12 protein-coding genes and 2 pseudogenes are annotated in these 12,626 nt (G+C 40.6%); 2 read left to right on the forward strand and 12 right to left on the reverse strand.

From position 1 onward, the window contains the following. Window positions 1-22: 22 nt before the first annotated feature. The 6 genes and pseudogenes from HWQ23_RS24575 to HWQ23_RS24595 form a co-directional block, all read right to left on the reverse strand. Complete coding sequence (locus tag HWQ23_RS24575) at window positions 23-214, reverse strand: hypothetical protein (RefSeq protein WP_292834076.1); 192 nt, start codon at window positions 212-214, stop codon at window positions 23-25. 2 nt (window positions 215-216) lie between these two features. After that, window positions 217-549: pseudogene (locus HWQ23_RS33735) on the reverse strand (type II toxin-antitoxin system VapC family toxin); the annotation flags it as partial. Between the two features lie 66 nt (window positions 550-615). Next, window positions 616-1,596 (reverse strand): magnesium transporter CorA family protein, encoded by a 981-nt coding sequence (locus HWQ23_RS24580; RefSeq protein ID WP_292834079.1) that lies wholly within the window; start codon window positions 1,594-1,596, stop codon window positions 616-618. A gap of 152 nt (window positions 1,597-1,748) precedes the next feature. After that, entirely contained in the window at window positions 1,749-3,800 is a 2,052-nt protein-coding gene (locus HWQ23_RS24585) for a serine/threonine-protein kinase (protein WP_292834082.1), read from the reverse strand. 348 nt (window positions 3,801-4,148) lie between these two features. Then, on the reverse strand, window positions 4,149-6,026 hold the full coding sequence (locus HWQ23_RS24590; RefSeq protein ID WP_292834084.1) for an aspartate kinase: 1,878 nt from the start codon (window positions 6,024-6,026) through the stop codon (window positions 4,149-4,151). Between the two features lie 120 nt (window positions 6,027-6,146). Then, a complete protein-coding gene (locus tag HWQ23_RS24595; protein WP_292834087.1) occupies window positions 6,147-6,716 on the reverse strand; it encodes a Uma2 family endonuclease in 570 nt (189 codons plus the stop codon). A 98-nt stretch (window positions 6,717-6,814) separates the two neighbouring features. Between HWQ23_RS24595 and HWQ23_RS24600 the strand changes: the two genes are divergently transcribed. Both HWQ23_RS24600 and HWQ23_RS24605 read left to right on the forward strand, forming a co-directional pair. Beyond that, on the forward strand, window positions 6,815-7,060 hold the full coding sequence (locus HWQ23_RS24600) for an AbrB/MazE/SpoVT family DNA-binding domain-containing protein (RefSeq protein ID WP_289794873.1): 246 nt from the start codon (window positions 6,815-6,817) through the stop codon (window positions 7,058-7,060). Next, window positions 7,047-7,457 (forward strand): annotated as a pseudogene (locus tag HWQ23_RS24605) (PIN domain-containing protein). Before HWQ23_RS24600 ends, HWQ23_RS24605 begins: the two are co-directional and overlap by 14 nt. 166 nt (window positions 7,458-7,623) lie before the next feature. Here the strand turns inward: HWQ23_RS24605 and HWQ23_RS24610 are convergent. The 6 genes from HWQ23_RS24610 to HWQ23_RS24635 form a co-directional block, all read right to left on the reverse strand. After that, a complete protein-coding gene (locus HWQ23_RS24610) occupies window positions 7,624-7,824 on the reverse strand; it encodes a hypothetical protein (protein ID WP_292834090.1) in 201 nt (66 codons plus the stop codon). Further along, window positions 7,784-7,972: a type II toxin-antitoxin system HicA family toxin gene (locus tag HWQ23_RS24615; protein WP_292750017.1), complete on the reverse strand. Its 189-nt coding sequence runs from the start codon at window positions 7,970-7,972 to the stop codon at window positions 7,784-7,786. The genes HWQ23_RS24610 and HWQ23_RS24615 overlap by 41 nt, the downstream gene beginning before the upstream one ends. Before the next feature lie 2 nt (window positions 7,973-7,974). After that, window positions 7,975-8,268, reverse strand: a complete 294-nt coding sequence (locus HWQ23_RS33485) for a type II toxin-antitoxin system HicB family antitoxin (protein WP_334885839.1) — start codon at window positions 8,266-8,268, stop codon at window positions 7,975-7,977. Between the two features lie 453 nt (window positions 8,269-8,721). After that, the gene (locus HWQ23_RS24625) at window positions 8,722-10,803 is read right to left on the reverse strand and encodes a tetratricopeptide repeat protein (protein WP_292834096.1); all 2,082 of its coding nucleotides are present in this window, start codon (window positions 10,801-10,803) and stop codon (window positions 8,722-8,724) included. Between the two features lie 66 nt (window positions 10,804-10,869). Then, window positions 10,870-11,310 carry a hypothetical protein gene (locus HWQ23_RS24630; protein WP_292834099.1) on the reverse strand — a complete coding sequence of 147 codons (441 nt, stop codon included), beginning with the start codon at window positions 11,308-11,310 and terminating at the stop codon, window positions 10,870-10,872. Between the two features lie 243 nt (window positions 11,311-11,553). Continuing rightward, complete coding sequence (locus HWQ23_RS24635; RefSeq protein ID WP_292834102.1) at window positions 11,554-12,486, reverse strand: lysylphosphatidylglycerol synthase domain-containing protein; 933 nt, start codon at window positions 12,484-12,486, stop codon at window positions 11,554-11,556. Between the last annotated feature and the right edge of the window lie 140 nt (window positions 12,487-12,626).

The following is a 12,626-nucleotide window of genomic DNA, read 5'->3' on the forward strand; positions in this document are numbered from 1 at the left end:
TGCAACACCCAAGAGATAACTTTTAGCTAGTTGGGTGCAGCGGTTTGCCATGCTGCCGACTGGGTTGTTTGAGTGGCTGTGAAATGATCTGCCGACTACTTACAGCTTGCTTTTGTCGCAAATCATCACAAATTGCTTGTAAGTCGTAGTTGAAAGCCTTTGCCTGTTCTTCTCGAATTCTATAAATCTCTTCAAGAATTTCATCTTTCCACATATCTACTCTCCCATTAGTTCGTAGGGTGTACAAAGGGTTGGCAACTCGTATCCGGCATCAAGACTGATTTGGGCTAGCTTCTTGTGGATTTGAGCATTGGCAATATGCTTACAGTTCCACGTTAACAGATAGTCCAATTCGTAAACTGTAGCCGCCGCAATATGAAGCGCATCGTCAGCAGCTTTCGGTGGAAGGCTACTTTTTGCGAGAAATTGTGCTGCTAGATTTTAAACAGCTTCACTGACTTCAAGTAAAGGAAAATCACGCACTATTTCAAGTCGCTTCGTTGCTATCTCTGTATCGCCTCGTGCTACTTCATCTAAAACCAGTTGAGAAAGGGTAATTAAACTCTTTTTAATTATGAATTATGAATTATTAATTATGAATTAGATTAATAGATGCTACAACCAGCGTTGTTTTTTAGCATAGACAATACTACCAATGACAATTAATGCCATCATACAGATCACCGCAGGATAAGCCCAAGGTTGCTCTAATTCCGGCATATATTTGAAGTTCATACCATAAAAACCAGACATGAAAGTGATTGGTAAGAATATCGTCGAGAGGATAGTCAAACGATTAATTCGTTCACCGGTTTTGCTAGCAATATTATCGCGTTGAATTTCCATTAATTCTGACATCCAGCCTCTGAGAGCTTGATATTCTTGCCAGAGTTTATCAACCTGATGAACCAATTCTTGATTGAATAGTTCCTTCACCGACTGGGTGATCCATTGGAAATCTTCGTGATCCATAATAGCCATAAGTGACTTGATACTTTGAAAATTACGGCGTCCCGAACGAGTAGATTGCCTCATCGTGGCAATTTTTTGGTAGGTAGATTCATCACCGGAATTCTCTAAAACTTCATCTTCTAAATCATCAAGCTTTCTAGAAATATAGTCAAATACAGTTTCGTAATTATTCAAAATATCTTTAAAAATGAGATAAAAAAGATAATCAATTCCCAACTTGGGAATATCTATAGTTCGCTTTTGCAGATTATTAGCTAGAATACTTAAAACTTTTAGTTCAGTGATTTCAAAAGTAATGATAAAATTATTTCCAACCAGAATATTGCCACGCGCAACCTCAAACTCGTGATTTTTTATTTGAGGAGTTAGAATTTCATAGCTATCAAATAAACAATCTTCTACGTCTTCATCAATTCCTAGAGGGGAATGGTTGAAAATCATGTTAACGCGAGATGGATTGAGTCCAAAGTGCTTAATAATTCTAGCCGTTCCAGTGCGATCGCGGAAGTGAATACAGCGCAACCAAATATTCTGAGAACCATCAATCTTTTTCAGTACCGTATCAACATCCCTACTGGTGAATATTTCCAGGTTATTTTGAGAAAAAGTAAGGAGAATTAGCATATTAGGAATCCTAATTGAGTCGTGATAAAACCCGGTGACTCATATTGAGCGATAATTTATTTGACTACAATGACGCATCAAATGTCAAATTAATTAATAGTACATTAATTAGAGATTATGAATTAGTATACCCATTCTTTAATTATTCATAATTAGTAATTATTCGACTTAGGGCGAGTAGTTGGTGCTAGTACTGAATTATTTTGCAGAATTGCAATTTCTCTCTGTGCATCTTGATAACTATCTTGTTCCCCTTGCTGTTTAAATAGTTTTGCAGCTTTTTGGAAATCTGCGATCGCACCCTGTTTATTTTTCTGTTTGGTGCGAATCACACCCCGATTATAGTAGGCTAAGGCATTGTTAGCATTAATTGCGATCGCTCGTGAATAATCTTGATTTGCAGCTTTTTTATTTCCCAGTTCGAGATAGGCGTTACCACGGTTGTTGTAAGCTACTACATTATTAGTATCTAGTTTCAATGCTTCAGTGTAATCTTCAATAGCGCCTTTATAATCTCCGAAAGAAAAGCGGTGAATTCCTCTGTGAATATAAGCTGCAATAAATTTAGGATCAATTTTTAAAATAGTGTTGTAATCTTCAGTAGCTTCGACTTGATTTCCCAAATCACTGTAAACATCACCACGATTAAGATAGGCTTCTATGTACTTGGGATTGATGTTAATTGCGTCCGTGTAATCTTTAAGTGCTACATATTTTTGTTTATTAATAGATTGAGTTAAACCCCTTTGGTAATAAGCTCTAGCATCACTAGGATTAATCTTAATTACTGTATCAAAATCTTGGATTGCTTCAAGTCTTTGTCTGAGGCGACGGCGGAGAATCCCTCGCTGCAAGTAGGCTTCGGTAGACTGAGGTTTGAGAGCGATCGCTTTGCTAAAATCTCCCATTGCTGCTTTATTATCCTTCAGTTGAGCAAGGGCTAAACCCCGTCCATAGTATGCATAAGCATTTTTAGAATTTAACTTAATTGCTTGGGTATAATCAGCGATCGCTTCTTTGTACTTACCTAATTCCGAAAAAGCAAATCCTCTGTCAAAATAGGCATTAGCATCTTGAGGATTGAGCAAAATGGCTTGGCTAGAATCTGCTTGTGCTTGCTCGTAGTCTCCTAATCGATAATAAGCATCGCCTCGGCTATTATAAGCCAGAGCGTTTTGCGGATCTAATTTAATAACCTGATTGAAATCTTCAACTGCTCCTTCATAGTTTCCTGCCTGATATTTATTTACTCCTTCTTGATATAATTTTTGTTGAGCATCACTTACAGGTTTTGGCAACCTCAATTGCCACGCTCCAACACCAAGTGTAATACAGCCAACTACCCCCGCCAGAATTAGTAATAATTTTTTCTGATCCTGTTTTTGCTGATCCTGCTCAACATTTGTTAGCTTTTTCAGATCGTCTAAAACTTCAGTTGCATACTGGTAGCGCTTACGATAGTCCAAACGCACCATTCTATTAATAATTTTCGCTAATTTTTTGTTAACTTTTATATTCTTTTCCCGCCAAACTATTTCACCTGTCAGCTTATTTTTCTGACTTCGCAAATGAGATATTTCGTTTGCAGGTAAGCCTCTAAGTGCTGCGATCGCAACCATACCTAAAGCATATATATCACTGTTGTATTTCAGGTTGCCATTAACTTGTTCTCTAGGCATATATTCGATATTGTCACCGATATTAGTGATGGCTTCATTAAAAGTACCAAAATTAACCAAAACTAACTTTTTATCTGACTCCCGGCGAATAATATTTGCTGGTTTAATATCCCGATGAATCGCACCATAGCTATGTACAATCACCAAAATTTCTAATATCTCTGATAAAAGAGTAATAACTTGATCTTCTCTCAGAGGTTGTCCCTGGATAATTTCCTCAGTTAAAGGATTACCGGATATGAATTCTTGAACTATATAGAATTGTTCATTTTCTTCAAAATAAGCAATTAGCTTTTGAATTTTATCGTGTTCCTGTCCTAGTTTATCTAAACTTGCTGCAAGACTCGCAAACAAGCTGCGTAGGATTGTTAAACTTTGAGGATTGCTGCTACGAGGACTTAACTGCTTTACTATAAATTGGCTACCAGCAAGATTAGCATCTTCAACTAGATAGGTTTTCCCTTTTTCACCATCATTGAGAACTTTTAGTATTCGATAATGTCCATCTAGGAAATGACTATTCATCAATATATAAATATAGTCTGATAAATTGTTTGATTATAGCTTACGTATTATTAATGGTGATTTTAAAATATAAATATTTATTTATTAAGCAATTAAAAATAAGATAAATGCGTAGACTACTACGAACTATCTCTACGGGTGCATCCCAGTTTTTATTTTCCTATGAGAGAATAACTGTCAATGCGTTCGCAATGACATGCAAAAAAGTGGGATGCTCCCTGTCTCTACAATATACTTACCAGAACAGGTTAAGGAAAGCGTGGGCTAATTTTTGCAAGTCGATGCATTAGCAATCCAAAAAGAAAATAGTTCTTGTATGCACAATAAAGAGGGGGTTAGAGTCAGATTTTAGGCTGGCACTACAAATTTCTCGCTACCAGCAAGCCCAAAAGCAGTATGAATGGCTTGCAAAGCTTTAACACCTTGCTCTTGCGGCACAACACAGCTAATTTTTATTTCTGAGGTGGCAATCATTTGAATATTGATTTGTTGTTGGGCTAGCGCTTCAAACATTTTAGCGGCAACACCTGGTTGTCCCAACATACCTGCACCGACAATACTCACCTTAGCGATCGCACTATCTAAAACAACTTCACCCCATCCTAATTCTGCTGCTACTTGGGTAAGCATTTCTTTTGCACTTTCCCCGTCTATCCGCGAGACTGTAAAAGCAATATCTCGCCTGGGAACACCATCAATCACCCGACAGCGCTGAGATTGGATAATCATATCAACGCTAATATTATGCTGCGCTAATAGTCCAAACAATTTTGCCGCCATCCCCGGCCGATCTGGCAATTGGCGAATAGCAAGACGCGCTTGGTTCAAATCAAGGGCAACGCCGCGAACGGGGGGAGTGGGGAGTGGGGAGTGGGGAGTTAGGGGGGAGGAGTTAGGAGTTAGGAGTGAGGAGTTAGGAGTTAGGGGGGAGGAGTTAGGAGTTAGGAGTTCTGCCCTGCTTCCTGCTTCGATCTCAAAGGCGGTACGGAGTGCGGCTACGGCGCGATCGCATTCGGCTGCATCGACTACACAACTTACTTTCACTTCGCTGGTGGAAATCATCTGGATGTTTACGTCTGCTGCTGCTAAGGTGGCGAACATTTTTGCAGCTACACCCGGACGGCCAATCATTCCTGCGCCGGCGATACTGACTTTGGCAATGTTATGTTCTACCATTACCTCGGCTTCGTCCAATTTGGGGTTAGATTGACTCCTCAGTGCTGGGGCGATCGCTGCTGTTACTGCTTCTGCGCGTTTTAATATTGGTGTTGTCACAGTAAAGGCAATGTCATTACTATTACCTTCATGAATTGACTGAATAATCAAATCTACGTCTACTTTTTGCCGAGAAATTTCCCCAAATAACCTTGCTGCCACACCTGGTTTATCAGGTACGCGCAACAAAGCCACCTTTGCTTGGTCAGTATCAAATTCTACATTATCCACCGGACGGGCAATTTCTAGATTGAGCAGCGATCGCCCTTGGGGTTTGGCTGATGTCACCCAAGTACCTGGTTGATCCGTCCAACTAGACCTAACTACAAGGGGAACACCATAGTTACGGGCAATTTCCACAGCACGGGGATGCAACACTTTTGCTCCCAAGCTAGCTAATTCCAACATTTCATCGCAGCTGATGGCATCCATCAACTGGGCTTCGGCGACTAAGCGGGGATCTGTAGTTAAAATCCCTGGAACGTCTGTATAAATTTCACAAAAATTTGCTCTAAGTGCGGCTGCGATCGCCACTGCTGACGTGTCGGAACCACCACGACCCAAAGTCGTAATTTCCATCTCTCCAGTGCTAGATGTGCCTTGGAAACCAGCTACTACAACTACTTTCCCTTCATTTATGTGACGAGTCAGGCGAGTAGTTTCAATATGCAAAATCCGAGCGCGGCTGTGTTCGGCTTCGGTAACAATTCCGACTTGAGCGCCAGTCATCGAGATTGCGGGTTGTCCGAGTTCCTGCAATGCCATACTGAGTAAGGCGATCGTTACTTGTTCGCCAGTGGAAAGCAGCATATCCATTTCCCGGCGGTTCGGATTTGGAGAAATTTCCTTAGCTAGTTTGACGAGTCCATCGGTGGTTTTGCCCATTGCCGAAACCACTACGACTAGAGAGTTTCCAGCTTTAACAGTTTTATAAACACGCTGTGCAACAGCTTGAATACGTTCGACTGAACCGACAGATGTACCACCGTATTTCTGAACTATGAGCGCCATAACTTTTTTTTTAATCAATTGTGCCTGTTTTGCTCAATGCCCCGCCGGGTCACGAAGCTTTGAAGGCTTATCAGTTATATAGTTTACTAAATATTGTGTAGCATACTCAATCATAATTGATTATTCAAAAACTATATCTTCATAGAGTGCTGCCATTGTTTCCTCAAAATCCACGCTATTGAGTCGAAATGATTGATGCTCTGATGTGTAAGATTGTAAAACCCAGAACCCTTGTTCATTGCGTCGAAAACACTCGACTCGCTGACGTTTTGTATTAATTAAAACATACTCTTGCAAAGTTTCCAGTGTTTGATAATCGGCGAATTTATCGCCTCGGTCAAAGGCTTCAGTAGAATTAGATAAAACTTCGACAATTAAACAGGGAAATCTTTTATAAGCTGGCGTTTCTTGATCTCGTTGGTCGCAAGTAACCATAACATCGGGATAATAAAAGCGATTCAGAGATTCGATTCGGGCTTTCATCTCAGCGATGTAAACACGACAACCAGAACCGCGCACATGATTACGGAGGAGAGCAAACAGGTTTCCAGCAATAGTAACGTGTGGGTCAAGCGCCCCAGCCATTGCGTAGATGTAGCCGTCTATATATTCATGCTTGATATTGCTCTGTTCCTCCATTTGGAGGTATTCTTCAGCAGTAAGATAGTTTTGTTGGGGTGAGGCTATCATATTTTAAAGGTTTTATTGTGCCGATTTTACGTGTGGCGGTGCATTAGACGCAGTAGACTTTATAATCAGGTAAGGAAGTTATGTAAGGAACCTGGATAATGGCTAGTGCGACCATCACCACTAAAGGGCAAGTAACTATTCCTAAAGAAATTAGGGATTATCTTAACCTTGATACAGGTAGTAAAGTTGATTTTGTCATTGATGAAAATGGAATAGTTAAATTAATTCCCTTGAATATCTCTATCCAAAGTTTATCAGGGATTTTACACCGTCCGGGAATGAAAAGCGCAACTTTAGAAGAAATGGAAGCTGCAATTAAAGAAGGCTCAAGTGATTGGACTTGATACAAATATTTTAGTGCGGTACTTGACAAAAGATGATGAAAAGCAGTGGGAGCAAGCTGCTGAAATTATCGAAAGGGGAGAGCAATGTTTTGTTGCTAATATAGTTCTTTGTGAATTGGTTTAGGTTCTAGGAGGTAAACCTTATCAATTTAGTAGAGAAGAAATTAGTAACACTATAGAATTAATGCTGCAATGTTCGGTATTTGAGCTAGAAAATCGTTCTTTAGTTTATCAAGCATTACAAAGATTTAAGCAGGGAAGTGCAGATTTTTCTGATTATTTAATTGGGGCGTTGGCGCAGCCCGCCGCAGGCATCGGTCAACATTCTGGTTGTAGTTCAACAGTGACTTTTGACAGAAAGTTGAGAAATGAAAAGGGATTTGATTTATTTGAGTAATCCTAAATTTTAATTAACTTGTAATTAACATTGCTGTGTTTGTGAAGATAATTATATGATTTATCGTAGCTGATTTTTTGTTGCGGGAGATATTGCTCTCCATCATTCACAACCACATAATAGCGTAGGCGTAGCCCGTCGGAGACATCTCTTGTAGATTTATACTTTAAAGTATAGTCTCATCATCTTGAAATTGTTTGATTTTGGCATATAAGCTGGCAACCGTTTCTTTAGCAAATAGTTTTTCTTTAACTTGCAAATAGTCGCCTTCACTAAGTTTACAAGCCGCACAAAATTTCATTACCTTCGACGGTTCTAAGTGGCAGTTAAAAATTAGGTGATAAACCCGCTTGTTTACAAATTTCATTAGCAGTAATACGATCAATGGTACGATGCCGTTTTACCGGAAGAGTTTTGATATCATTAGTATAAATAGAATGATTTCCTCCTTCCCTTAATAAATAAAAGCCATTTTGTTCTAAGTATTTAATTAGCTCTTTTCGTTTGACGGACACACTCAAACCTCTATAGGAATTTGTTCGAGCAAATAACCACCTGTGGGAATTTCTTTATTTTGTTGACGATAGGCAAGAATCATTTCTTTTGTTGCGTCTTGCAACATCGCCCTGCATTCTTCTATGGTTTCTCCTTCTGTGATGACTTCTTGCCATTCAATGAGTTGTCCCATATATCCGCTATTAGTTTTTGTATATTTTGCAGTGTATGTAATTAACATTTCTGTGTTTGTGAAGATAATTATATGATTTATCGTAGCTGATTTTTTGTTGTGGGAGACATTGCTCTTGATCATTCATTCATAACTGCATAATAGCTTTCCGCTCAATGATATACCAAAATGAATGCATGAATTACTCAAATGAGTAAGCAAACTGGGGTTTGAGAAAGAAAAAGCTGCTTTTGCTTGCGGAAAACACTAAAATGTGAGATTAAAAGCTGCTTTTGTTTGTGGAAAACACTAAAATGCGAGATTAAAAGCTGCTTTTGTTTGCGGAAAACACTAAAATGCGAGATTAAAAGCTGCTTTTGAGGAAGTAAAAGCTGCTTTTGTTTGCGGAAAACACTAAAATGCGAGATTAAAAGCTGCTTTTGATAAAGTAAAAGCTGCTTTTGAATAAGTAATCAGGCATTTTTACTTAATTGAATATGAATTTTAGTCTAGGCGATACCTTCTCTACGAGACGCTCCGCGAATGCTAACGCTCTTTTCAGTTTTATTACGGTATGCTTTGCCCAGAAGTCAAATTTTACTGTGGTGGGGGGAGGCGATCGCAAAGATTTGCCAGATTTTCACGACACTTAACAGTCCAAGGATGGTTCACCCCTAATTGTTGCTCAAAAATCTCTAATGCTTGCAGATACAATGGTTCCGCTTCGGTATAACGTCCTTGTAAGTGGTAAATTTTTGCCAAATTGTTAAGACTAAGGGCAAAAAATGGATGTTCTTCTCCCAGCAGTCTGCGCCTAAGTTCCAAAGCTTGGATGCAAAAGTGTTCGGCTTCGTTGTATTTACCTTGATCACGGTAGAGTGTCGCTAGGTTGTTGAGAGTAAGTGCGACATCTGGATGATCTTCTGGCAGTAGCTTGCGCCTGAGTGCCAAAGCTTGAATGTAAAGGGGTTCGGCTTCGCTGTCTCTGCCTTGGGAACGGTAGAGTCCCGCTAGGTTGTTAAGGCTAGAGGCGACATGTGGATGTTCTTCTCCCAGCAGCTTGCGCCTGAGTGCTAAAGCTTGGATGTGAAGGGGTTCGGCTTCGCTGTATCTGCCTTGGGAATCGTAGAGTACAGCTAGGTTGTTGAGGCTTTGGGCGAAATCTAGATGTTCTTCGCCCAGCTGACGTGTGAGTGCCAAAGCTTGGATGTAAAGGGGTTCAGCTTCGCTGTATCTGCCTTGGGAATAGTAGAGTAACGCTAGGTTGTTGAGGCTAGTGGCGACATCTAGATGTTCTTCGCCCAGCAGCTTACGTGTGAGTGCCAAATCTTGGATGTAAAGGGGTTCGGCTTCGCTGTATCTGCCTTGGGAATAGTAGAGTAACGCTAGGTTATTGAGGCTTTCTGCAACAAATGGGTGTTCCTCTCCTAAGCGCTCTTTGGTAACTTCTAGACACTGGTTATACCAAGGTAAAGCTTGGTTATAGAACCCTTGACCTTCGTAAAATCGAGCGTTACCTATGAATGCTCCAGTTAAATCATTGTCGTTAACGTATTGAATGAGATGATTCGCTACTTCAGCTATATGAGGTATGGCAGGAGAAACGGCGGTGATTTGCTCAAGGGTGGACGAGTAAGGAATATCTTGGGCAACTGCTACCATTACCCGACAAAGCGATCGCTTTAATTCCTCTGCCTGTTCTAAACCTGTACACTTATATTGGAAAAATTCTCTCAGCAGTGGATGCAATTGATAGATTCCCTCACCTTTGCGCTGGAGAAAATGCAGGTTCAACAAGCGATCGTCTCTAATTTCCTCTAAATCTTCTGCATCTTCTTCTGGTAAACACTGTTCCACCAACTTCCAAGGTATAGGTGCGGCTGCAAATAAACTCAATAAACAGCCCAATTCTTTATCGCTGTCCTCTAATTCCTGCCAACTCAACTCAAAGGCTGCTAACACTCCCCGTTGTGCTGTCATATCAGCTTCCGACTTAGATTTAGAGAGGGAACGCTCATCTAATCGCTTGTTCTTCAACCGCCGCAACATTTCTGCTAGAGATAAATCCTGTTTCCGCGCCAGATAGCGCCCCACTAATTCCACACCCAAAGGTAAATATCCCAGCCACTCACACAACTGATTTGCTAAAGCTAATTCTTTTTCAATTCGCCCCGGTGTTTCTTTGAGTAAAAACTTTAATAACTCCAGCGCCGTCTCTGGTTGCAGCACATCTAAAGATAACTGTGCGATGCGTCCCAACTTCTGGCGCGTAGTCATCAGCACTTTAAACCGAGAAGGTAGCGACTGTAAGTAAGGCTTAACTTCTTCGTAGTTGCTGACATCATCCAACACTAGCAGCACATCACCGTCACGCCAACGCCGCCAGCAATATTGCACTTGGGCGAGTAAATCAAAATCTTCTGGCGGCTTTAAATCAAGCTGCGTTCTCGCAAACTGCACAACTTGAATGCCCACATCCCCAGTTTTTGGTAGCAACCAGCAAAGCCCACCGTTGTATGTTTCGCGGCGCTGGATGGCATATTGCAGGGCGAGTTCTGTTTTACCAACTCCACCCATCCCGGCAATAGCAGCAATGGCTACACGGTCATTATTCTGCAAAAGTTGATGAAGATTTTCCAATTCCTCTTCACGCCCGACAAACTTCTCTACCCCACTCAAGGGTAAATTTTGCGGTATTTCAGTAGAGGGATTTGACTTTGCCCGTTCCCCTTCAGGCGACTGTAGTCAATCAGGGGGATGATTATTGTAATTGATAGTAATTGGGCTATTGTCTACGCCTTGAAAGGTGGGGGCTTTACTATCATTGCTTTGAAAACCTTGGCCACCGTAAACATTCTGGACATTTTTACCTTGAACTTTACCAATATTAATTTCTTGGTGAATCTGTTGGGCAAGACTTTGAACTTCTTCGCCAAATTGGGTGTCGGTGTCCATTTCGACCTGTAGGTACGCAGCAACAAAATTTAAATCTTCCTTAGAACCTTGTTCGGCCTTTATTAAAGCTTGTTGTACATTCGGCTTACCCTGGAACTTATCCCAAATTTTTTGACGCAGCAGTTTTAGCTTGTCCAGTGTACCTTCTGTTATCTTCTCTACGGTTTTTTCTATAGCTTTGGTGATTACCAAGGTTGCGATCGCAGCTGCTGTAAGTGATACTGGCTCCATAAGTTTGCCAAAATACACGAGATTTTATTTATGGTTCTCAGTTTAACAGCCTCTAAACACGTAATGGAGAGCAAATAGCAGAATAATCATAAAACAATTTAAGGGCTGAACCTCACAGGTTATAGCCTTTCCTAATCATACAAAGTACATCATAATCCCCTCCTCGCTTGCGGGGAGGGGAGACAAAGCGTAGCTTTGGCGGGGTGGGGTTCTTATTTTTGATTTATGCAAGAGGTCTATGTTTTAAGTTCCCCGTTTAAATCTAATTTCATAAAGTCCTAGCAAACCTGCGGCTAATAGCAAAGGTAAATAATAGTAAACTCCCCGATAAACTAGCATTGAACCCAAAACTGCCGCAGCCGAAACTTTTGAGGAGAGAATCAGCAAAATTATAGTTTCAAATACTCCCAAACCACCGGGGACATTACTAACAACACCTGCAAACATCGCTAGTAAATAGGTTCCCAAAAAGTCTAGATAGGACAAAGATATATTAGTAGGAAGCACAACATAAAGAACCGCCGCCGCCAGAATCCAGTCAAAACTAGAAATTGCGATTTGAGCCAGGGATATTTTCAAAGAAGGAAATCGAAACTCTTGTCCCCGAATTACTAACGGTTGTTTAATAAAAATACTTCCAAGTAAATAGATAGCAACCAATAGCAAAAAAATCACGCCGATGGGACGCACAGTGGCAAAAGGTAAATGTAATTGAGTGGGAATTTTCAGGGGGTTGATGATAAACAAGCAACCTGCAACAGCAAACATCCCCAACCAAAAGGTAAAATTGGCGAAAGCAATTACTTGAGCGATCGCAAGTTTTGACAGTCCCCAACTAGAGTAAAATCGATAACGGATAGCACTGCCAGTCAGCAAGGCAAAACCTATGGTATTACTAAATGCAGAGCTAATAAAGCTGGTTAGAGCAATCTTATTCCAACTTAGGGAACGATTAATGTAGCTAAAACCTAAGATATCGTACCCAATCATCACTAGATAGCCGAATGCTGTCAGCCAAATTGCCCAGCTTAAGCGACTTTTGGGGATAGCGACTAGAGAATTGAGGATATCACGATAATTATACTCATGCAATTCGTTAGCGATCGCCCACAGAGAAAGCACCAGCAGCGATAAACCGAACAGTGTGCTGAATTTGAGTCGCAACTTTTTAAGCATTTTAAATGACTCCTGAATTCTGACTCCTGAATTCTGAATTCTTCTTCAATAGCAGTCGCAAAGTTTCCATCAGGTTGACACAGCATTGACATATCATTTGCATAAACTTTTGAAGACAAACACCAGATACCATTGTTTTT

The organism is Nostoc sp. JL33 (assembly GCF_017114985.1).
GTDB lineage: Bacteria > Cyanobacteriota > Cyanobacteriia > Cyanobacteriales > Nostocaceae > Nostoc.